The sequence below is a fragment of the Streptomyces sp. CB00316 genome, assembly GCF_001905595.1.
Lineage (GTDB): Bacteria > Actinomycetota > Actinomycetes > Streptomycetales > Streptomycetaceae > Streptomyces.
The window spans coordinates 170362-190099 of the sequence record NZ_LIXI01000008.1 but is presented as its reverse complement, the minus strand read 5'-3'; the positions used below and the strand labels follow the sequence as shown (position 1 = coordinate 190099).

The window sequence follows — 19738 nt, the reverse complement described above, 5'->3', positions numbered from 1 at the left end:
GCTTCGAGCCGGATCGTCCGCTCGCGCCCTCCTACGGTCGCGCCCGGCGGCCTCCGGACAGGTGGAAGTGAGTTGGGGAGCGGGTATCTACCGCGTTTTCGCCCAGCGCAATCGTGTTGATCATCACCCCCCTAGATTTGATCGATTCAGACTAGTTTTCTCGGGTGTGACTGACTCTCAGATTCCGGATACCGCATCCGTCTCCGCCGCGCTCGCCGATGTCCTGTTCGCCGGTCATTGGGGCACGACGCACGAACGGTGGAGGAAACTCTTCAGCTCCGCCCGATTCCACTTCCACGAGGGACTGACCCACCGAGAACGCATAGCCCTGAGCTACGACCGGCTCCGGCTGGTCAACGAGGCCGTAGGGGATCCACAGGTCCTGGCGAACGATCCGGTCGAACTCACCGCCATCCACGAGTGGGCCGGCGCGGTGGACCCGGGCATGGCCACCATCGTCTCCATCCACTACAACCTCTTCTTCGGCAGCCTGGTGGACCATGAGGCGGCCGGGCGCGACCTGGGCGAGTACGTCCGCGCGGACCGCATCGGGACGTTTCTCTGCACCGAGGTCGCCCATGGCAATGACGCCGCGCACATGGAGACCACGGCGACATACGACCGGGTGGCGGGAGGGTTCGTGCTGAACACCCCGCACGCGGGGGCGCAGAAGTTCATGCCGAACACCAGTCCGGCCGGAGGGGCGAAGGGTGCTGTCGTGGCCGCCCGCCTGATCGTCGACGGCACCGACCACGGCGTCTTCCTGTTCCTGACGCCGCTCAGCGACAGCGACGGCAGCGCGCTGCCGGGTGTGGAGGTGCGGCCGCTGCCCCAGACGGCCAGCAGCCCCGTCGACCACTGCGCCACGACGTTCCACCAGGCTCGCGTCCCTTTCAGTGCTCTTCTCCAGGGTGACCACGGCCGCCTCACCCCGGACGGCGAGTTCACCAGCACGCTCGGCAGCCCTCGTCGGCGGTTCCTCCAGTCCATCGGGCGGGTCACGATGGGCAAACTGTGCATGACCGCCCACAGCCTCGGCGTGATGCGGCACGCTCTCGACGTCGCCATGCGCTACGCCCACACCCGGGTCACCTCGGGCATGACGAACGGGCAGCGCGTGCCGCTGATCGCCCACCGCGGCCACCACACGCCCCTGCTCGACGCCGTGGCGACGACCTACGCCGCCACGCTGCTCCAGCGGTCGGTCGTGCGACAGTGGGACCGGGCGACCGGCGAGGACCGCGAGGCGTACGAGCGGCTGACCGCGATCAGCAAGGCATGGATCACCTGGCGCGCCCGCGCGGTCATGACCGAGTGCCGCGAACGGTGCGGCGCCCAGGGCCTGATCCAGGCCAACGGCATCGCGCTTCAGCTCGCCTCCATCGAGGGCACGATCACGGCCGAGGGCGATAACGCGGTGATCATGCAGAAGGCCGGGGGTGAGATGCTGCTCGGCGGCATCGACCTCAAGCCGGAGAGCGAGCTCGCAGCAGAGGACCGGAAGCTGACCGACCCCCAGTTCCTCCAGGACCTCCTGGCCGACATCGAGCGCATCTCCCACAGCCGCGCGAAAGCCCGGCTCCGGCAGCGCGCCGCGTCGCCGCTGGCCCGTTGGAACGCGACGGTGACGCCCGCCGTGGCGCTGGCCGACGCTCACGTCCACCGGCTCGCCGGTGAATCCCTGCTGACCGCCGCCGATCAGGTTCCCTCCGGACTGTCGGCGGACCTGCTGCGCGGGCTGCATGCCCTGTTCACCCTGCGCCGGGTGGCCGCGCACAGCGGGGACCTGCTGGCACGCAGTCGGTTGACGGCCCATCAGGTCGAGCACCTGCCCGACGCCATCGAGGCGGTCCTCGGCTTCCTGGAGCCGCACGGGCTGACCCTCACGCGCGCCTTCGGTGTGTCCGAGTCGCTGCTGGAGACGCACCCGATACTCAGCGCCTGACCGGCACTACGGGGGAGGCCGGCCCCCCGGCCGCCGGACGGGGGCGGCGGCCGGAGTGGCGGGTCAGAGGTACAGGGACCGGTGCATCGTGTACATGAACGCGTCGCCGGTGCTCAGGGCGTGGCAGAACTGATCGCGGTAGGCCTCGTACTCGGCGTGCCGCGCACCGTCGAGGGAGACCTCCCGCTCCGGCCCGGCCGGTGCCGCGTGGCGCAGTGACGCGAGCAGGGCGAGGGGCGCCGGTATCCGCAACGCCCGCAGGACCCGACGGAAGTTGTCCACCAGATCCCGCTCCCGTGGCTCCCTGATATCTTCGAGCGCGCCGGCCAGCGCGCCGCCCAGCTCCTTCTCGGCCTCTTCGAGCAGTGCGAGGCACGCCGTCAGGCAGCTGATGCTCTCGGAGCTCACATCCACCGCGTACAGGCTGATCAACTGCTCGCCGTGGGGGCTGTGGAGGCGGTAGCCCTCCGACTCCCTTCGTGGCGCGGCGAGCTCGAATGCGGTCGGCGTGTGCCAGCTCAAGAATTTGGGCATTGCCGCCTGGATGCTGCCCCAGCCCTCGTAGGCCCGGCGGATCGTCTCGGCCTGGTCCCGCGGCAGGTGGTCGAGGTGGAGGTAGTACAGGGAGTGGAGGAGGGGTTCCTCCATCTCCAGGAACCGCGTCATGAACACCGGGTCCTCCGGCATGAGAATCTGCATCACAGCTCCTGATCGCCAGGTTCGAAAATGAAGGTCAGGATGCTCGCGCCGGTGGTCCGCGAGGCGAGCAGGTGCGTTGTCCCGTCGCCGAGTGCCGGGTGGTGCAGTGGCAGGGACGCGCCGTCGAGCCCGCTACCGGTCTCCTCGATCTCCCGCAGCCGGGCGTCGTCGGCAACCTCGGACAGGAGGCGGAGAGCCGCGCTGTCCTGCGGCGCGCGGTGGCACATCAGCTTGACCTCGGTCAGCAGGCGCGGGGCCCATGCCTGCTCCCAGTCCCGCAGCAACTCCTCCGCGTCGGGGCTGAACAGCGCCCAGCGCCACAGGTTGGCCGGCGGCCCACCCTCGGGGAACAGGGCCGCGAAGGCGGTGTTGGCGGCCACCCGGCTCCCGTCAGGCGTGATCGCGCACGCGATCTCGCGCTGACCGCCGATCAGGCGGCTCAGGAACGGCGAAGGCGCCGCGGCGGGCAGCACCGGCTCGGACCGGAACAGCTCCAGGTGCCCGATGACGGTGTCCTCGGGACTGAAGCCGAGCAGCTGCGCCAGACGCATGTAGAGGTCCGGTGAGGGACGCAACCGGCCCGCACGGATCTTCTGGTAAGTGCCCGCGCCCCCCTGGAGCGCGGTGTCCACGTCGACCTGCCGGATGTGCTCGGATCCGCGGCCGCCCCGGCCGAAGGGCAGGGACCAGGGTTCGAGCCCGATCTCCTTCCGGGTCCGCCGACGCCGGTAGCGCTCCATCAGTCGCTGGTACTCGCGCTCCGCTCCCGGCACCGCTCTCCCCCTCCGCGCAGCCCGGCCGTGCACACGGAATGTGCGCACACCAATGGGCCGTTGGTATCTCGTCAACCGGACTGAACGATAGAGATCAAACCATGCGCATGGTTTGGTTTGAAACCCGGCAGTGCCCTTTGCTTCACTCAGAGCGACCCACGCTCCGGCGATCCAGCCCTTTCGACGGGCGTTCGCCGTCGACTTCTCGACGGCCGCAGGCCCACTTTCGTGTTGACTTTGTGTGACGGAACGAGGAGTCCTGCAGAGTCCTGCTGTGACCCGGCCCGCCGGACACGAATGGACCGAAGGTGCACGCCCATCCCCGTCCGGCGGGCCTGAGCGCGGACACCGAGACGGGGCCGCAAGGAACTTCTCTTCCCGCCCCGCTGTCCTGGCGGTCAGGTCGGGCTGCCGGCCGACGTCACAGCTTCGAGGCCCTGGATGTACTCCTTGGCCCAACGGGACTGCCGCACCAGAAGGTCGCCGCGCTGAACCGACATGTCCAGTTTGAGGGCTGTTTCCGCAGTGACGATGCCACGCACGATCACCGCGTTCGCCTGCGCGATCTTCTGCGGCAGCCGTTGGTAGTCCAGGCGGGCGTGCTGATCGGTCCCCGAGTAGAGCATGACCCACGCCTCCGCCGTAAGAGCCGGATCCACGCCCTGCTGGAGCTCGCCGAACTCCTTGGCCTGCTCGATCAACTCAGTGACCTGAGGGATGTACAGCCGGACCAGGTGGCCGTAGAAGTCGGGGTGGTCCTGCTCGGTGGCCAGCCGTGCGGCGGCTTTGACGACCGGAACCACGGGGGTGAGCGTTGCGAGGGCGATCGAGGCGTCCACCACGCTCTGGATGCGCGGCAGCATCGGCACCGCCGCGTCCATCGTGAAGCCCTCCGTCACCACTGCCGTGGCAACGTCGGACTTGCCGTTGTTGAAGTAGTGGTAGAACGCACCGCGGCCGACCCCTGCCAGCGTCGTGATGTCCTCGATCGTGGTCCGGTAGTAGCCCTTCTCGGCGAAGACCCGTGCGGCAGCGGCCACCAGCTCCTGCCGCTTGTCTATGGATCGCCGCTGGACCGGTTGCCGCACTGTCGTCTCCTGTTTCGGCTGCGCTGCGGCAGCGGTCTGCGTCCCGAACCCCCGGCCGCGCGTCCGGCCACCGGAGACGTCATCACATTTAGTTACAACGGGGCTGGTGAAACTCTAACCCCGAACGATAGCCGCACTAGAAGTGCGCACACCATCTTCTCCGTTGATCTATCACCGGCCGGCTGGAAGAGTGGCCACTGAACCAGTCACAGTGTTCGGTTTACCGGGCAGGCGGGTGACGGGGGACAGGGGAAGCACAGCAACCGGATTCGGAATCAAACCGAGTGTCTGGTCTGTTCCGTCTCGCTTGCGAGACGGCGGGGGACTTCTTCCTGCGTCTGCCGCCTGTGACGACGTTCGGCTCCAGCCCGAGCCAGCGTTTCTGTGGCGGTGCCGGCCTCAGGGCCGGCACCGCCACAGAACGCACCACCACCGTCAGATCATGTCGCTGACCGATGCGCAGTGGGCACGGATCGAGCCGCCACTCCCTGACCGGACTCCGAGACGTGGAGGCAGGTGGCGGGATCACCGGGAGGTGGTCGACGCGATCGCCTTCAAGTTCCGGACCGGGACGCAGAGGGCCCATTTGCCGGAGAGGTACGGCAATTGGTGAGGCATCTGCACCAGGCTGCGTGCTCGACGGACCGGTCTCACGGTCAAGGCCATTCGGTTCTACTCCGATCGCGGAATCGTGGCGCCGACGGACCGCAGCCCGGCTGGCTACCGCCTCCACAACATCGACGCCGTCGCACGCCTGGACTTCGTGCGGACCCTGCGCGAGCTGGGACTGGACCTTCCCACGATCCGCAAGGTCGTGGACCGCGAGCTCTCGCTTCCCAGGGTCGCCGCGGCGCACGCCGAAGCACTGGCAGTGCAGATCGGAGCCCTGCGCCTGCGATGCGCGGTGCTGACGGCGGTGGCCGAGCGCGGGTCCACACCCGAGGAGGCGGAACTCATGCATCGGCTGGCCCAGCTTTCCGAGGACGAACGCCGACGTCTGATCGGTGATTTCCTCAACGCCGTCTTCGGCGGTCTTGACGCCGCCCCCGCATTCACGGGGGTCATGCGCTCGATGACCCCCGAGCTGCCCGAAAGCCCGGAGGCAGAGCAGGTTCAGGCATGGGCGGAGTTGGCCGAAATGTCCCTGGACCCGGACTTCCGCGCCACTGTGCGGCGGATGGCCGAGGACCAGGCAGCCGAGCAGGCCCGAAGCGACACGGTAAGCACGCGCCGCGACATCGCCGCAGCCGTCCGTGACCAGGCCGGCCCGGCCCTGACCGCCGGGATCGACCCGGCCTCGCCCCAGGCCGATCCGATCGTCGCGGCGTTCACGGCGCACTGCGCGCACCTTCTCGGCCGCCCCGACGGCGTCGAGCTTCGCCGCCGGCTGGCGACTCGGCTGGAGAGCGTGAACGACCCCCGCAGGGAGCGATACCTCCAGCTGCTCGCAGTGGTCAACGGCTGGCCGGCCCCGGAGATCCTGGCTCCAGTGTTCGACTGGTCCGTCCGGGCTCTGCACGTCCGGACACCTCAATGACGGGGTGGTCGCAACGCGGCATGGGGCGGACGTGGCTGGCATCGGGCGAGAACGCCGCCCCACGCGGAGATCGCGGGCCGGCCGCACCTGGTGGAGGGCACGGTGAAAGCGCACGTACCCGGTTGTGTGCGCCGAGCTTCGCGAGAACCGCCTGGCCCCAGGGGCTATCGCTGACCCTGGCTCAGCGTCCCCCGCCACGGCGTCCCCCGTCACATCGTCGGATGCGACGGCGCAGTCACCCCGGCCCGTCCGCTGCGCCGGCGTCCTGGCCCAGCCGACCGGCAGTGAAGGCGTGGGCGCAGCCCCCGCGGTGTGGTCCCGCCCCGGCGGTGCGATCCCCCACCGCGGGCGGCGCTACGCCAGCGTGTCGAAGGTGTAGAACTCCGTGTGATCCAGCATTTCAGCAGGCGTCACGTCGTTCCAGGGGCGCATGACGTCGTTGAGGCTCACGACGTTCCTCGTCGCCGCGGCGGGCAGGTAGGCGGAGCGGGGGTGACGTGCCTGCCACTGCGCCCAGAGCCGGTCGATGAACGCGTGGTGCAGCCAGAAGACCGGGTCGTTGGGCGAGGCGCCGGTGGCCATCTGACCGCCCACCCACACATGCACGCGGTTGTGGAGATTGACGCCGCGCCAGCCTTCGAGGTGGTTGCGGAAGCCGTCCGACGCGCTGTTCCAGGGCGCGGTGTCGTAGGCGGGCATGGCGAGGACCGAGTCGACCTCGGCGCGGGTCGGCAACTGCGGTACGCCGGACCCGAGGGCGCGGCGCAGGAAGCCGCGCCCGTCGACCGTCACCGTGACCGGCCATCTGCCGCCGCTGACGGCGAACGGCCCCTCGGTGACCTGCCCGTCCCGGCTCCGGCCGGTGCCTCCGAGGAAGCCGGGTGCCCATAGGGAGGACGAGGCGGTACGGTCCGCCGTCCAGTCCCAGTAGGGCAGGGCGACAGCGGGGTCGATGGCCTGGAGCGCCTGCTCGAACTGTATGAGGAATCTGCGGTGCCAGGGCAGGAAGGACGGTGAGCGGTGGCCCACCCGGTCACCGCTGTCGGTGTCGCTCATGATGAAGAGGTTGTGGGTGGTGACGAACGCGTCGTACTGGCCGGTGCGCTTGAGCTCCAGGAGCGCGTCGACGAAGCTGCGCCTCTCGGCGGCGGTGAGGCTCGCCTGGTTCTTGCGTACGGTCATGAAGGTGCTCCCCGGTTCAGGAAAGGGTCGGCGGAATCTCGCGGGCGGAGGGATCAGGCCAGGGGTACGAGTTCGGAGCCCTGGAGCTCGATCACGGCCGCCCGGGCGACCGCGCGCGGGGTGGCGAACGTCTCGTAATGGTTGATGACGCTGACCCAGGTGCGGTCCGCGTTCTGCATCACGTGCAGTTCCTCGCCGTCGATCTGCACGGCGTAGCCCCCGTGGTGCCCATCGGCGTGCGACGGTGCGCCCTCGATGCGGCGCCCCCGGAAGGTCTCGCTGAACGGCTGTGGGCCTTCATGCCCCGCGTGCCCCTCGTGGGGCTTCGGGTCGGCGGTCCGAGGTTCGGACGCTCCCCCTGCCGTCCGCGCGAAGCCGGTCAGGACGAGGCCGGTCAGAACGGTCGCCGTAGCCCCGAGGGCGCGGCGACGGGTGAGTTGAGACATGAGAAAGTCCCCCAAGTGCGGCGGTGGTGAGCGGGAATCGAAGGCGGATGTCTCCGGACTCCCCTTGAATGACGGCGCATCACCGGAAGGGCGATCGACTCGGTCAGGGTCGGCGCTCCCGGCATGCCGTTCTGGAATATGCCTACAGCCACATGCGCGAGAGGTAGTAGTCGCGTCGGGACGGTTGGCCGCCATACGGACAGGGTGAGGTGAACGGTGCAGGGTTCAACGATGTTGATCTTGCTGTTCGGGTGATGAAATGGGATCGCGGCAGAAGTTTCTGAGGGAGAAGTATCAACCTCGTGAAGAATTTCCCGTCAAACGCCGGAAGTCGTGGCCTCACTCACATCCCGAAGCTGTCCGGAAACCCCCGCGTGGTCGTCAGTGGCCGGCTCCGGGGCCGACCATGACCATGGGTATGGCCGGATCGGAGGGCGGGCGGAAGTGAGGTGAGCGCTGCACGAAGACCTGGACCGGGCCGGAGCAGCTCGGGGGAGATACGGGCGATGTCTGTTGCCGATGAGGAGGGTGGCGCACGGGGATGTCCTGGTGTGGGGCGCCGGTGCCGCCGCGACGGTGGGGGGCGGGGGCCGGGAGGCCGCTGCGGCGCTGGTCAGGGAGGTGACGACCTGCCCCAGCCACTGCTCGGTCGGCTCCTCGAAGTGGGGCTCGCAGTCGGTACGCAGGACCAGGCGGGTGGCGTCTAGGGCGTCGAGGCGTCGGCCGTGGCCGCGGTCGTTGCAGCTGGAGTCTGGCGGAAGACACGGAAGACACGGAAGGCGCGCGGAAGGCGCGGAAGGGCCGGGCAGGGGAACCGACCAGCAGGAAGACGTCCGGGGTGGACGGGACGAGGCAGCCGGCGCCCGAGCCGCCGGCGGGGGACCACCCGGTACGCGAGGCGACGCGGAGCGCCTGCGACAGGCTCCCGCCGGAGACGGCACGGCTCTGCCGACTGACGGCTCTGGGCGGCTGGCCGTCGATCGACGCCCCCCTCGCCGCGGCCGCCGCAGGCGTCGACCCCGCGGAGGCCGCCCGGATGCTCGCCGAGGCGGTGGACGTCCAGCTGCTGGAGCCGCTGCCGGACGGCCGTCACCGCTTCCGCCCCGAGATCCGCCGCTACCTGGCGGACACCGCGGGCCCGGTCCACGGCATCGCCGGGTGCTCCGCGGCCGTGACGCGTGTTCTCGACGCCTTGCTGAACCGCGCCCTGCATGCCGCGCACGCCGCGTTGCCGCAGAGTTGGCGTACCGAGCCGGCCCCGGAGAGCGGGGTGGTGTGCCGCGACGAAGCGGACGGCGTGGCCGTGCTGGCGGCGGAGGTGCGCAACGTCGTCCGGGCCGTCTCCGTGGCGGAGGAGTATCAGCACATCGACACCGCGCTGCGGCTGGCCCGGGCCCTGTGGCCGCTCCAGCTGAAGGCCGGGTACTGGGACGACGTGCTGCCCGCCCTGCGACTCGCCGCCCGGTGCGCCGACGAACACCGGCCCGACTCCCGGATGACCGGCGCGTTGCACTTCCAGCTCGCCCACTGCCTGGGCGAACTGGGGCGCGAGGAGGAGGCGGACCGCGCGGCGGGCGCCGCGGTGGCCTGCGAGCGGGCGGCAGGCCACACCCGCGGAGAGGCCTCGTCCGTCGAATTGCAGGGGTTGCTGAGCATGCGGCGCTGGCTGTACGCGTCGGCCCATCAGCGGTTCGTCGAGGCCGAGTCCATCTACCGGGGGATCACTTCCGGCCAGGATGAAGCGGTGGACCTGCCGCGCGCCCTCGCTCTGGTCCAGCGTCATCAGGGGCGTGCTCTGCGGGGGATGGGACGGCTGGCGGAATCCCGGGTCCTGCTGGAGGCGGCGACCGCGTTCTTCGAGGAGCAGGGGGAGGCGTACAACCAGGCGCGCGCCCTCACGGACCTTGCCGAGGCCCTCCACGACGCGGGAGAGAATGCCGAGGCGCTCACGAAGATCACCCTGGCGGAACGCCTGCTCACCCCGGCCGCGACCCCGCACCTGATGTACCTGGCCGGCCTACGGCTCCGCTGCGAGGCCGTCGCGTAGGGCCTCCACGGTCACCGGATGGGCAACACCGGCCGTGTGCATGCGGAGTGTGGTGCCTCCCGTCGGCACCTTGCCGCCGTTCGCCAGCCACGCATGGAACGCCGAGGCGTACGCCGCCGGGTCGGCGTCCGCGCCCGGCGCGGCGGAGAGCCGAACATGCCGTGCCGCACGGTGCGCACGGTGCAGCTGTCGGGACCGCTCACATACGCGGCGACCGAGCAGTGCGGATGACGGCGCAGGACCTCCGCGGTCCAGCCGTCCGGGCCGCCCAGCCGCGGGTCGTCCTGCGGTCCGTCGCGGACGATCACGTCTGCCGACTCCAGGTCGCCGGGGTCGCGCGTCTCCTCGTGCACCGCGAGGTGGGCGTCGCCGCCGGTCTCGTAGGGATGCTCCGTCGACCGCTCGACCACCACGTCGGCTCCCTGGACGCGGGTGAGCACGCGCAGCGGGTGCGTGCGGCGCGGGGGGTTGTACGGGGGCAGCGGCAGCGGTTCGAGCAGCGCGGGGGCCGTGGGTTCGACCAGGTCCATCAGCGTGTAGAAATGCCAGCGCAACAGGGCCGCCGAGGCGCCCGGAGCCGATGTGACGAACGCGGCGGGACCGGCGAGCGGGCGGTGGCCGGCCAGCACCTTCTCCACCTGTTCGCGCAGAGGCGTGTGGACGTCGAGGCGCGGGGCTTCCCGTACGAACGTGGCGAGGGGTGCGTCGGGGTCGAGTCCGTCCTGCTCGGTGGTGGCCAGGAGCACGGGGGCGCCGAGAGCCGCCGCGTAGTACGAGACCGCCCCGAAGTCCCCGACCACCAGATCCGCGGCCAGGAGGGCCTGCCGCCACGCGTGGACGGGGTCGATGAGGGACAACCCGCTGCGGTGGGCGCGGTCCAGCCAGGCCCGGATCTGCCCCGGCCCGTGGCCGTGCCAGATGTTCGGGTGGAGTACGGCAGCGAGGCGGTAGCCGTCGGCCGGCAGCTCGGCGGCGAGCCTCGGGAGGAGACCGGGGAGGAGGTCCTGGTCACCGCCGTCGCCGAAGAAGCCCTCCGGATTCCAGGTCGAGTTGAGGACGACGAGCCGCTGGCCCCGGCGCACGCCCAAGGCACGCCGGAACCGGTCCCGGTACGGACGGGCAGCCAGCATCCGGTCGAAGCAGGGGTCCCCGGCGAGCACGGACGCCCCCACGGCTTCGGGGCAGACCTGGCGCAGCCGGGCCACCTGCTCGGGGTGCGACAGCACGAGACCGTCCACGAACGGCCTGCCGTCGGAGAGCAGCCACTCCGGTGACAACCCGAAGGTCGGCTCCCGGCTCGGCCATTTTCTTGGTGTATCCGACACCATGTGAGAGAACCGACAACATGCCCTGAAGCAGGTCGATTTGTCCACCGAAACTGGCAGAGATCGCCAGATCCACGGGAGTGGACAGCGCCTGTTCCCAGGGCACCACAGGCAGGCCGACATCGGCGAAGAGCTCGCGAACACCCCCTTGGAAGGGGGACGATTCCGTGGAAGTGACCAGGAGCTGCACCCGGAAGTCGTCGTGGAACAGCGGGAGTACATCCAGCAGGCGCCCGGCCGAAGTGACGTTGTGCACCACCAGCAGCACCTTGCGGTGCGATGACCGGCTCGCCCACCGCTCGGAGCCTTCCCCGACCGGCACGCGTATCGGCTGGTGTCCGGTCGGCCCCATGCGTCACTTCCTGAACGGGCGTGGTGTCATCGCGTCATCACTTTAGCCCGGAGGCGGGGCCGGTGATCCCGTCCCCGCAGCGGCCAGGCCGCCGAACCGTGCCTGCCAGGCCGTATGCGTCTCCCGCCTGCCTTCCGCGCCCGCCCAGAGGGTTGGTGTTCCCGCCCGCCGGCGGGCGGGCGGCCCGCGTCAGCGCTCCCGGGGCCGGTTTCCCGGGCGGTCGATGTACACGTTCGTCGACTTCACCCGGGCCGTCGCCCAGGACGCCCACCGCCACCCGGCACCGGGTGCAGGCCCTCCGGCGCGCTCGGTGGCGGAGGCCTCCAGGTTGACGCCGTCGATCAGCCGGTTCCCCGAGCTGCCCCGGTCCATCGCGAGGTGACCGCCGTCCGCCCATCGGCGAACGGTTTCCGGGCTCACGGCCGGCAGCTCTGCGGCCTGGCAAGGCTGTCCGAAGGCGCCTCACTTTGGTCAACGGTGGCGCCCGCCGCGGTCACGCCATGTGGCGCACGGCTCACCGTCGCTGTCAACAGGACTTTTCAGCGACCCAATTGACGAGCCGTCAAGTTCTGGATATCCGCTTTGCCCTATCGACAGTCTCGATTCGATTAGCTTAGGCTCACCTAAGTCGGGCTGGGCCGTTCTGTCGGCGTCCCGTCTCGCGAACCTTCCCCGGCGCCTGACAGGCGGCTTTCCCGCACGATGGGAGTGACATGTCACAGGTTCATCCTGGCGACGCACCACTGATCCATGACCTCGTCGGAATCGGCTTCGGCCCCTCCAACGTGGCCATGGCGATCGCGCTCAGAGAGCACAACACACGCGTCGGCGGGCAGGAGCCGGTCACCGCTCACTTCTTCGAGCAGCAGCAGAGCTTCGGCTGGCACCGCGGCATGCTGATCGACGACGCCACGATGCAAGTGTCGTTCCTCAAGGACCTGGTGACACTCCGTAATCCGGCGAGCGAGTACAGCTTCCTCTGCTACCTGCAGAGCAAGAACCGGCTGATCGACTTCATCAACCACAAGAATCTCTTCCCCCTGCGCGTGGAGTTCCACGACTACTTCGAGTGGGCCGCGGCCAAGGTCGACGACATGGTCTCCTACGGTCACGAGGTCGTCTCCGTGACGCCCTTCGTCCACGACGGCACCGTGGAGTACCTGGATGTCACCGTCCGGTCGGGGGGCGGCCTCGAAGTGCACCGGGCCCGTAACCTCGTCATCGGCACCGGGCTGCGCCCGCTCCTGCCGGAAGGTGTGCGGCGCGGCGACCGCGTCTGGCACAACTCGGATCTGCTGCGCAAGGTCGACGGTCTGGAGGGCAGCTCCCCCTCCCGGTTCGTCGTCGTGGGAGCCGGGCAGAGCGCCGCCGAGAACGTCGCCTACCTGCACCGTCGCTTTCCCGAGGCCGAGGTCTGCGCGGTCTTCTCCCGTTACGGCTACAGCCCCGCCGACGACAGCAGCTTCGCCAACCGGATCTTCGATCCCGGGGCGGTCGACGAGTTCTTCGCCGCGCCCGACAGCGTCAAGAGCAAGCTGATGGCCTATCACGGGAACACCAACTACTCCGTGGTGGACATCGACCTGATCGACGACCTGTACCGGCAGATGTACCGCGAGAAGGTCCTCGGCGCCGAACGGCTGCGCTTCCTCAACGTGTCCCGGGTCACCGACGTCGAGGAGAGGCCGGACGGCGTCCGCACCACCGTAAAATCCCTCGTCACGGGCGAGGAGACACCTCTGGACGCGGACATCGTGGTGTTCGCCACCGGCTACAGGCCCGCCGACCCGCTCGGTCTCCTCGGTGAGGTCGCCGACCGCTGCCTGCTGGACGACGAGGGCCGCGTCCGGGTCGAGCGCGACTACCGCATCGCCACCGACCCCGCCTTGAACTGCGGAATCTATCTGCAGGGCGGTACGGAGCACACGCACGGCATCACGACGTCCCTGCTCTCCAACACCGCGATACGCGTCGGCGAGATCCTGGACTCGCTGCTGGACCGGAGCGTCAAGTCCACCTCCGACGAGGCCCGCCCGATCACCGACGGCACCGGCAGCGCCATCGCCTAGCGGCCGTACGGGCGCACCCGGACGCGGGTGTGCCCTCTGCGGCGTACCAGCGCTTCCGGTTGACCAGTGGGGATGGCATACGTCCATATGAGCACGACTGCAGTTGAGCGCCCCGTGCCCAGGGGTGCGACAGAGGTCCGCCGGGGGCGGGTTGTGGGGTTGGGCACGCTGGTGGCGTTCCTCGCGCTCGTCGCGGCCCTGTCGTTGGCCGTGGGAGCCCGTGCGCTCAGCCCCGCCGAGGTCTGGCACGGGCTGTTCGCGGCGGCGGACTCCGACCAACGGCTCACCGAGATCCGGCTCATCGTGCAGACCATCCGGGTGCCCCGGACCGTTCTCGCGATCGTGGCGGGCATCGCCCTGGGCGTCGGGGGTGCGCTGATCCAGGGGTACACACGTAACCCCATCGCCGACACGGGCCTCCTCGGTGTGAACAGTGGTGCCTCGTTCGCCGTGGTGTCGGCGATCGCCGTGTTCGGCCTCAGCAACCCGTTCCACTACGTCTGGTTCGCCTTCGCGGGGGCGGCGGTCGCCGGCGTCGTCGTCTTCGGCCTGGCGAGCATCGGCAGGGGAGCGGGCAACCCGCTGACGCTCGCCCTGGCCGGGCAGGGGATCACGGTCTTCCTCATGGCGATGACCACCGCGGTCGCCCTGACCGACCAGAAGTCGCTGAACGCGCTCCGCTTCTGGAACGCGGGCTCCGTGGCCGGGGTCGGATTCGACGTCATCTGGCCGGTGACCGGGTTCATCGGCGTCGGGCTCCTCCTGGCCCTGAGCACCCTGCCCTCCCTCAACCTGCTCAACCTGGGCGACGACGTGGCGCGCGGGCTGGGCGTGAACATCCTGCTGAGCCGGGCCGTCGGCATCGTCGCCATCACCCTCCTGGCGGGAGCGGCCACGGCGGCGTGCGGCCCCATCGCCTTCCTCGGGCTCATGGTCGCCCATGTGGCCCGGTATCTGACGGGGCCCGACTACCGCTGGCTGGTGCCGTACGCGGGTCTGCTCGGGGCCGTCATCCTGCTGGCCTGCGACATCGTGGGGCGCCTGGTGGTGCGGCCCGGTGAGCTGGAGCCGGGGGTGGTGGTCGCCCTCATCGGCGCGCCGTTCTTCGCGGTTCTGGTGTGGCGAGGGAAGTTCAAGAGCGCATGAACCGACAAGAGCGCACGAGCAGGCAAGAGGGCATGAGCCAGACGGACCTGAACCCGGCCGATACGAACCTGACAGATACGAATTCGGCAGGCGCGAACCTGACAGGTATGAATCCACCCCTGGCGCCGGGTGTGCGGTTCGGTCAGGTGTCGTTCGTCTGGCGGCCCTGGCTCGTCCTGGTCACGCTGGTGCTGGCGGCCTCCGCCTTCCTGGTGTTCTGCCTCTCCATCGCCGTCGGGGACTTCCCCATCGGCCTGTCGCGGGTGATCGCCACACTGCTGGGGCAAGGCGAACAGGTCGACGAGTTCGTCGTGATGGACCTGCGGATGCCGCGCGCCCTGGCCGGTCTCGTCGTGGGCATCGCCCTGGGGGTGTCCGGGGCGATCACCCAGTCCGTCGCCCGCAATCCGCTGGCCAGTCCCGACATCCTGGGGATCACCAGCGGGGCCAGCGCGGTCGCGGTCTTCCTGGTGACGGTGTCGGGCGGGGCCGCCGCGGCGGTCGTCGGCTCGGTCGGTCTGTCGGCTGCGGCGCTCCTGGGCGGCCTCGGTACGGGGCTGTTGGTCTACTTCCTGGCGTGGCGGCGCGGGGTCGACGGCTTCCGGCTCATCCTCATCGGCATCTCGGTGAGCGCCGTGATGCAGGCGCTCACGACCTGGCTGCTGGTGTCGGCCGACATGAGGGACGTGGCCCGGGCCCAGGCGTGGCTGGTCGGCTCGCTGGACGGCCGGTCGTGGGACGAGGTCCACATCGCGCTCTGGGGGGCGCTGGTCCTTCTCGTCGTGGTGGCCGCCGCCTCGTTCTCGTTCAAGCCGATGCACCTCGGTGACGACGTGGCCGCCGGTTTGGGCGTCCGGTACACCAGGGTGCGGGCCGTCCTCCTGCTGTGCGCGGTGCTGCTGGCCGCCGTCGCGGTGAGTGCGGCGGGCCCCGTTCCGTTCGTCGCGCTGGTGGCGCCCCAGGTGGCGATGCGGCTGGCGAGGTGTCCTACGCCGCCGATGGTGGCCTCCGGACTGCTGGGAGCGCTGCTGCTGATCGGTTCGGACCTCATCGCACGGACAGCGCTGCCGATCACCATTCCGGTCGGCGTGGTCACCGCCGCGATCGGTGGCCCGTTCCTCGTCTACCTGCTGGTACGGGCGAATCTCCGCCGGACCGGACCGTGACGCCCCGAGGCGAACTCCCTTCGGACGTAATAAGGTTAGGCGAGCCTGAACTCAAGGGGTGCTTGTGGTCGCGCAGTTCATCACCGAGGCTCGGTCCGAGCCAGTGGACGTCCCACGGCTGGCGGCGAGGGGTGTCACGGTCGGCTACGGCGGCCGGGCGGTCATCGACGACCTGGACGTGGCGATCCCCTCGGGGGTGGTCACCACGATCATCGGTCCCAACGGCTGTGGGAAGTCGACGTTGTTGCGCACCCTGACCCGTCTGCTCAAGCCGGCCAGCGGGACGGTCGTGCTGGACGGCGAGGACATCGTCAAACTCAGGACCCGGGACGTGGCGAAGAAGCTCGGCCTGCTGCCGCAGGCGCCCGTGGCGCCCGAGGGCCTGACGGTGGGGGACCTGGTCGCCCGGGGGCGCCATCCGCACCAGAGCTGGCTGCGGCAGTGGTCCTCGGACGACGCCGCCGTCGTGGAGCGCGCCCTCGCCATGACCGGGGTGGCCGACCTGGCCGACCGTCCGGTCGACTCGCTCTCCGGCGGCCAGCGTCAGCGTGTCTGGATCTCGATGACCCTGGCCCAGGGCACCGACCTGCTGCTCCTGGACGAACCGACCACCTATCTGGACCTCGCGCACGCGATCGATGTGCTCGACCTGGTGGACGACCTGCACGAGTCGGGGTGCACCGTGGTCATGGTGCTGCACGACCTCAACCTCGCCACGCGCTACAGCGACAACCTCGTCGTGATGCGGGCGGGCTCGATCCTGGCGCAGGGGCACCCGCGTGACGTGATCACCGCCGATCTGCTGCATGAGGCCTTCGGGCTGCAGGCCAAGGTGATCGACGATCCGGTGGGCGACCGTCCGCTCATCGTCCCGATCGGACGTACGCACGTCCGGCTCGAACCGGTGCGCGACACCCGAGTGAAGTGAGCGGTTTCCAGATGAACTTGGCGGCTGGCTCCAGGTGATTCGAAGGTGGGAGAGTTTCAAGTAAGGCTAGGCTGGCCTCACTTGGGCGGTATAGGGTTTGCTCGCCCTCGTTCAGGGGCGCAGTGGACAGTGCGAAAGCAAGGGATTCCGGATGCTTCTCCATCGAACGACGCTTGTGAAGCCGTGGCGGCGGCTGGCCGTGGCACTTTTGGTCGCGACCCTCGGCACCGGTCTCCTCGCGGGATGCGGTTCCGACACGGAGGCGAAGAAGAGCGACGACGCCCCGGCCGCCGAAGCCGGCGCGTTCCCGGTCACGGTGGAGCACGCGTTCGGATCCACGAAGGTCGAGAAGGCACCCGAGCGGGTCGTCTCCGTGGGCTACACGGACGACCAGGCCATCCTGGCGCTCGGTATCAAGCCGGTCGGCATGGTCGACCAGTACCCGAACCCGGTCGGCCGGACACCCGACATCAACACCCAGTGGCCCTGGGTGAAGGACAAGTGGGGCGACACCCGTCCCGAGGTCGTCATGAACAACGGTGACGCGGGCCCCAACTACGAGAAGATCGCCTCCCTGCGGCCCGACCTGATCATCGCGGTCTACTCCGAGGTCGACCAGGCCGCCTACGACAAGCTCTCCAAGATCGCGCCCACCATCGGCCGGACCAAGGCCGAGAAGGAGCCATTCAGCGCTCCGTGGCAGGACAACGCGGTCCACATCGCCAAGGCGCTCGGCAAGGAGCCCGAGGGTACCGCGCTGGTGAAGGGCATCCAGGACAAGCTCGACGCGGCCAGGAAGGAGAACCCCGCCTTCGCCGAGCAGAAGGCCGTCGCCCTCTCCTGGTACAAGGGTGCGGTGTACCCGTTCACCTCCACCGATGTACGCGGGCAGCTGGTCACCGGTTCCGGCTTCGGCTACCAGACCGAGATCGACAAGATCGCCGACGGCAAGTTCTCCACCGAGCTGTCGCCCGAGCGCATCGACCTGATCGACGTCGACCGCATCTTCGTCATCAACGACAAGGCGGACACGGCGGCGCTCAAGAAGTTCGAGCTCTTCGCCAACCTGCCCGCTGTGAAGAGCGGCAAGGTCTCCTACCTCCTGGACAGCGAGGGCCCGGCGATCGGCGCGGCCATGTCCCAGGGCACGCTGCTCTCCCTGCCGTACGCGATCGACGAGCTGGTCAAGGCGGCCAAGTAGCGATGACGGCCGAACCGCCCTCCCCCCACCGAGAACTGGCGATCGCGTGACCGTCACCGACACCCCTGTGGCCCCGACGAAGTTGCGTACGGCGACGGGGAGGGAGGCCACCGGGTGGGTGGCGGCGCACTGCCGCCGGGCCCCGTGGCTGACCCTCTCCACCGTGCTCACCACCGTGGCCGGGGCGGCCCTCCAGGTGGTCCCCGTGCTCCTGCTGGGCCGCGTGGTCGACGGGGTGGTCGGTGGTGAATCGCGCTCGGTGCTCGTCACGGTCGGGGTGCTGATGGGGGCCGCCGCGTTGTTCGGCGCGGCGGCCACCGCTGCGTCCACGTACCTGATCGGGCGGCTGGGGGCGGAGCTGCTGGCGCAGCTGCGGGAGAGCGCCGTACGGGCCGTGCTGGGGATGCCGAGCGCGCGTGTCGAGCAGGTCGGCCGCGGCGATGTGCTCTCCCGGGTCGGTGACGACGTGGCCGTGCTCTCCAAGGGCATCCGGCAGGCCATCCCCACGGTGTTCTCCGCGGGGGTGCTGGTGGCCATCGCCACGCTCGGCATGTTCGGCCTGGACTGGCGGCTCGGCCTGGCCGGGGCCTGCGCCCTGCCGGCGTACGCGCTCGCGCTGCACTGGTACCTGCCCCGGTCCGCGCCCCTCTACCGCAAGCAGCGCATCGCCCAGGCCGACCGCGCGCAGGCGCTGATCAGCGGCCTCAACGGGATCGACACCGTGCGGGCGTACCGCTTGGAGGGCGACGTCCGCGAGAAGGTGGCGGCCGAGTCGTGGCGGGTGCGGAATCTCGGCGTCGAGGTCTTCCGGTTCTTCGGCCGGTTCGTCGGCCGCGAGAACCGGGCCGAGTTCATCGGCCTCGTCCTGATCCTGGTGGTGGGATACGCCCTGCTGGAGGCCGACGCCGCCACCCTGGGCGAGGTGTCGGCGGCCCCGCTGATGTTCCACCGGCTGTTCACCCCGCTGGGCGCCATCATGTTCACCTTCGACGAGGCGCAGAAGTCCGGCGCCAGCCTCACCCGCCTGGTCGGGGTGCTGGGGGAGCCGGCCGAGGAGCGGCTGGTGGGCGACGCGTCCGTCGCCCAAGCCGCGGCCGTGCCGTACGCGGTGACCGTGGAGGAGCTGACGTTCAGCTATCCGGACACGGAGGAGCCCGTCCTGCGGAACGTGAACCTGGCCATCCCGGCCGGCGGCTCGCTGGCGCTCGTGGGCGCGACCGGTGCCGGAAAGTCGACCCTGGCCGCGCTGATCGCCGGCATAGGGACCCCGCAGTCCGGCACCGTACGCATCGGCTCCTGGGACCTCGCCGGGCTCGACGAGGCCGCGGCGCGGTCCCTGGTGAGCATCCTGACCCAGGAGACGCACGTGTTCTCCGGGCCGCTCGCCGACGATCTGCGTCTCGCCGCACCCGAGGCGAGCGACGAGCAGCTCATGGACGCGGTGCGGACGGTCGGCGCCGACGGGTGGGTCGAGCTGCTGCCCGGCGGGCTGCACGCGCCGGTCGGCGAGGGCGGCGAGCGCCTGGATGTGACCAAGGTCGCCCAAGTCGCTCTGGCCCGGCTGGTGTTGAGCCGCTCCCCGGTGGTCGTCCTCGACGAGTCGACCGCCGAGGCGGGCAGTGAGGGCGCCGCCGAGCTGGAGCGCGCCGTACTGGCCGCCTGCGCGGGCCGTACCACGCTCTTCGTGGCCCACCGGCTGACCCAGGCGATGGCGGCGGACCGGATCGCCGTGCTCGACGCGGGGCGCGTGGTGGAGGAGGGGACACATGAGGAACTGGTGGCCCTGGGAGGCATGTACGCACGCTTGTGGCGCGCTTGGCGCGAGGGTAGTTAG

17 protein-coding genes are annotated in these 19738 nt (G+C 69.9%); 10 read left to right on the top strand and 7 right to left on the bottom strand.

The features are described 5' to 3' along the window. Positions 1–166 precede the first annotated feature (166 nt). Positions 167–1945 (top strand): acyl-CoA dehydrogenase, encoded by a 1779-nt coding sequence (locus tag AMK21_RS23000; protein ID WP_073880902.1) that lies wholly within the window; start codon positions 167–169, stop codon positions 1943–1945. A 63-nt stretch (positions 1946–2008) separates the two neighbouring features. Here AMK21_RS23000 and AMK21_RS22995 read toward each other — a convergent pair whose 3' ends face one another. From AMK21_RS22995 to AMK21_RS22985, 3 genes are all read right to left on the bottom strand, one after another. Next, the gene (locus AMK21_RS22995) at positions 2009–2644 is read right to left on the bottom strand and encodes a hypothetical protein (RefSeq protein WP_073880900.1); all 636 of its coding nucleotides are present in this window, start codon (positions 2642–2644) and stop codon (positions 2009–2011) included. Further along, on the bottom strand, positions 2644–3417 hold the full coding sequence (locus tag AMK21_RS22990; RefSeq protein WP_073880898.1) for a sulfotransferase: 774 nt from the start codon (positions 3415–3417) through the stop codon (positions 2644–2646). Before AMK21_RS22990 ends, AMK21_RS22995 begins: the two co-directional genes overlap by 1 nt. Positions 3418–3815: 398 nt before the next feature. Further along, positions 3816–4505, bottom strand: a complete 690-nt coding sequence (locus tag AMK21_RS22985; RefSeq protein ID WP_073880896.1) for a TetR/AcrR family transcriptional regulator — start codon at positions 4503–4505, stop codon at positions 3816–3818. Between the two features lie 442 nt (positions 4506–4947). On the opposite strand from AMK21_RS22985, the gene AMK21_RS22980 reads away from it, so the two are divergent. Beyond that, positions 4948–5118 (top strand): transposase, encoded by a 171-nt coding sequence (locus AMK21_RS22980; protein WP_107429970.1) that lies wholly within the window; start codon positions 4948–4950, stop codon positions 5116–5118. A 3-nt stretch (positions 5119–5121) separates the two neighbouring features. Beyond that, positions 5122–6042, top strand: coding sequence for a MerR family transcriptional regulator (locus tag AMK21_RS22975; protein ID WP_073880894.1), 921 nt, complete (start codon positions 5122–5124; stop codon positions 6040–6042). A 354-nt stretch (positions 6043–6396) separates the two neighbouring features. Here the strand turns inward: AMK21_RS22975 and melC2 are convergent, their stop codons facing one another. Next, positions 6397–7224 (bottom strand): tyrosinase MelC2, encoded by an 828-nt coding sequence (gene melC2 / locus AMK21_RS22970; RefSeq protein WP_073880892.1) that lies wholly within the window; start codon positions 7222–7224, stop codon positions 6397–6399. Positions 7225–7277: 53 nt separating this feature from the next. Then, on the bottom strand, positions 7278–7670 hold the full coding sequence (gene melC1, locus AMK21_RS22965; RefSeq protein ID WP_073880890.1) for an apotyrosinase chaperone MelC1: 393 nt from the start codon (positions 7668–7670) through the stop codon (positions 7278–7280). Positions 7671–8508: 838 nt separating this feature from the next. Between melC1 and AMK21_RS22960 the strand changes: the two genes are divergently transcribed. Beyond that, on the top strand, positions 8509–9717 hold the full coding sequence (locus tag AMK21_RS22960; RefSeq protein ID WP_199863264.1) for a hypothetical protein: 1209 nt from the start codon (positions 8509–8511) through the stop codon (positions 9715–9717). 11 nt (positions 9718–9728) lie between these two features. Here AMK21_RS22960 and AMK21_RS22955 read toward each other — a convergent pair whose 3' ends face one another. Continuing rightward, positions 9729–10994 carry a hypothetical protein gene (locus AMK21_RS22955; RefSeq protein WP_234422013.1) on the bottom strand — a complete coding sequence of 422 codons (1266 nt, stop codon included), beginning with the start codon at positions 10992–10994 and terminating at the stop codon, positions 9729–9731. Positions 10995–11583: 589 nt separating this feature from the next. Next, complete coding sequence (locus AMK21_RS22950; RefSeq protein WP_234422012.1) at positions 11584–11814, bottom strand: hypothetical protein; 231 nt, start codon at positions 11812–11814, stop codon at positions 11584–11586. 293 nt (positions 11815–12107) lie between these two features. Between AMK21_RS22950 and AMK21_RS22945 the strand changes: the two genes are divergently transcribed. From AMK21_RS22945 to AMK21_RS22920, 6 genes are all read left to right on the top strand, one after another. After that, complete coding sequence (locus AMK21_RS22945; protein WP_073880886.1) at positions 12108–13463, top strand: lysine N(6)-hydroxylase/L-ornithine N(5)-oxygenase family protein; 1356 nt, start codon at positions 12108–12110, stop codon at positions 13461–13463. 87 nt (positions 13464–13550) lie between these two features. Beyond that, on the top strand, positions 13551–14609 hold the full coding sequence (locus tag AMK21_RS22940) for a FecCD family ABC transporter permease (RefSeq protein WP_107429969.1): 1059 nt from the start codon (positions 13551–13553) through the stop codon (positions 14607–14609). 107 nt (positions 14610–14716) lie between these two features. After that, on the top strand, positions 14717–15775 hold the full coding sequence (locus tag AMK21_RS22935; protein WP_073880882.1) for a FecCD family ABC transporter permease: 1059 nt from the start codon (positions 14717–14719) through the stop codon (positions 15773–15775). A gap of 64 nt (positions 15776–15839) precedes the next feature. Continuing rightward, positions 15840–16703 carry an ABC transporter ATP-binding protein gene (locus tag AMK21_RS22930; protein WP_073880880.1) on the top strand — a complete coding sequence of 288 codons (864 nt, stop codon included), beginning with the start codon at positions 15840–15842 and terminating at the stop codon, positions 16701–16703. Between the two features lie 151 nt (positions 16704–16854). Next, entirely contained in the window at positions 16855–17904 is a 1050-nt protein-coding gene (locus AMK21_RS22925) for an iron-siderophore ABC transporter substrate-binding protein (protein ID WP_073880878.1), read from the top strand. A gap of 46 nt (positions 17905–17950) precedes the next feature. Beyond that, the gene (locus AMK21_RS22920) at positions 17951–19738 is read left to right on the top strand and encodes an ABC transporter ATP-binding protein (RefSeq protein ID WP_073880876.1); all 1788 of its coding nucleotides are present in this window, start codon (positions 17951–17953) and stop codon (positions 19736–19738) included.